The organism is Terriglobales bacterium (assembly GCA_035624475.1).
Taxonomy (GTDB): domain Bacteria; phylum Acidobacteriota; class Terriglobia; order Terriglobales; family Acidobacteriaceae; genus DASPRL01.
This window is the reverse complement of sequence record DASPRL010000162.1, coordinates 1-2,206: the sequence shown is the minus strand read 5'-3', so window position 1 is coordinate 2,206 and position 2,206 is coordinate 1. Positions and strand designations below refer to the sequence as shown.

Sequence of the window (2,206 nt, the reverse complement as noted above, 5' to 3'; positions counted from 1 at the left end):
CTGATCGAGCGCGGGAGTCAGCCCGGCCTTTCTGTAGTACTCGGTCACGACCTTCGAGCCGGGCGCGAGTGAGGTCTTGACCCAGGCGGGCGGCTTGAGCCCGCGCTCGACGGCCTTCTTGGCCAGGAGGCCTGCGGCCATCATCACCGATGGGTTCGAAGTGTTGGTGCAGGAGGTGATGGCGGCGATGACCACGGAGCCGTGGCGCAGGCGGTCGCCGTTCTTAGCGGCTTCGGCTTTGACCTGCACGCCCGGGCGCACCAGCGAGGGGAGCGCCTTCTGGAACGATTCCGGCACCTGGGGCAGCGCGACGCGGTCCTGCGGGCGCCGTGGCCCGGCCACGCTGGGCACCACCTTGCCCAAGTCGAGTTCGAGGGTGTCGGAGTAGATGACGCCGGCGTTGTCTCCAGCCCACAGTCCCTGCTTCTTGCAGTAGGCCTCGACGAGCGCGACCTGCTCCTCGCTGCGCCCGCTGAAGCGCAGGTAGCGCAGCGTCTCCTGATCCACGGGGAAGATGCCGCAGGTGGCGCCGTACTCCGGCGACATGTTGGCGAGGGTGGCGCGGTCGGCCACCGGCAGCGCGGCCAGCCCGGGACCGAAGTACTCGACGAACTTCCCCACCACGCCCTTCTTGCGCAGCATCTCGGTGACGGTGAGCACGAGGTCGGTGGCGGTGGAGCCCTCGGGCAGGCGCCCGGTCAGGCGGAAGCCCACCACGTCCGGGATGAGCATGGAGACAGGCTGGCCCAGCATGGCAGCCTCGGCCTCGATGCCGCCCACGCCCCAGCCCAGCACCCCCAGCCCGTTGATCATGGTGGTGTGGGAGTCGGTACCCACCAGCGTATCGGGATAGGCGCGGGCGCCGCCGGCGTTCTCCTTGGCGACGAAGACCACGCGCGCCAGGTACTCCAAGTTGACCTGGTGGACGATGCCGGTGTCCGGGGGCACGACCTTGAAATTGCGGAAGGCCTGCTGCCCCCAGCGCAGGAAGGCGTAACGCTCCTGGTTGCGCTGGAACTCGAGGGCGGCGTTGAGGTCGAAGGCCTTGGGCGTGCCGAACTCGTCCACCTGCACGGAGTGGTCGATCACCAGCTCGGCCGGCTGCAGCGGGTTGATCTGCTTGGGATCACCGCCGAGCGAGCGCATGGCGTCGCGCATGGCGGCCAGGTCCACCACCGCGGGCACGCCGGTGAAGTCCTGCAAGAGCACGCGCGCAGGCGTGAAGGCGATCTCGGTCGATCCGCCCTTGCCGTTCCACGAGGCCAGGGCGCGGATTTCTTCTGCCCTGACGGTGCGGCCGTCCTCGGTGCGCAGCAGGTTCTCGAGCAGGATGCGGAGGGAAAAGGGCAGATGAGTGGTCTTCAGGCCTTGCTTATCGAGCGCGTCCAGGCGGTGGATCTCGTAGTCGGTCGAGCCGGAGCGGAGCTTGGCGCGGCTGTTGAAGCTGTTCATGGCGCCTCCGAAGGGAACTCGCAAACCATTCAGTATCGTTCTTTTGATGCGGAGGGAGCAAGCAAGGGCGCGGCGCAGCGGAGTGGGCCGTCCGAACGGCATATAATCGCCGCGAGTCAGAGCCATGGCAACCAGGGACCCACAGAGCCGGCCGGTGTCGCTGGAAGGGCTGCACAGCACCGTGGAGGTGCCGCACCACCACGCGGGCTTCTGGGAGCAGTGGCGCGCCTTCGTCGGGCCGGCCATCCTGGTGAGCGTCGGCTACATGGATCCCGGAAACTGGAGCACCGACCTGCAGGGCGGGGCGCAGTTCAGGTACAACCTGCTATGGGTGATCGCGCTGGCCAGCCTGATGGCCATCTTCATGCAGGTGATCGCGGCGCGACTGGGTGTGGTCACGGGCAAGGACCTGGCACAGTGCTGCCGCGACTGGTATCCGCGCTGGACGCGCTGGCCCAACTGGCTGCTCAGCGAGATCGCCATCGGCGCTTGCGACCTGGCCGAGGTGCTGGGCAGCGCGGTCGCCCTCAACCTGCTCTTTCACATCCCCCTGCTATGGGCGGTCATCATCACCGGGCTGGACGTGCTGCTGCTGCTGGCCCTGCAGCGCTTCGGGATGCGCACCATCGAGGCCATCGTGCTGCTGCTGGTGGCCACCATCGGGCTGTGCTACTTCCTGGAGATCTTTGTCCTGCCGCAGACCCAGCCCAGCTTCCTGGAGATGGGGCGGGCGCTGGTCTCGCCGCACTTCCGC

2 protein-coding genes are annotated in these 2,206 nt (G+C 67.7%); one reads left to right on the top strand and one right to left on the bottom strand.

The features are described from left to right. Window positions 1-1,452: aconitate hydratase AcnA (gene acnA / locus VEG08_06665; GenBank protein ID HXZ27666.1), on the bottom strand; the 1,452-nt coding region annotated here is incomplete at its 3' end. Window positions 1,453-1,576: 124 nt separating this feature from the next. On the opposite strand from acnA, the gene VEG08_06660 reads away from it, so the two are divergent. Further along, the coding region (locus VEG08_06660) for an Nramp family divalent metal transporter (GenBank protein HXZ27665.1) at window positions 1,577-2,206 on the top strand (630 nt) is incomplete at its 3' end.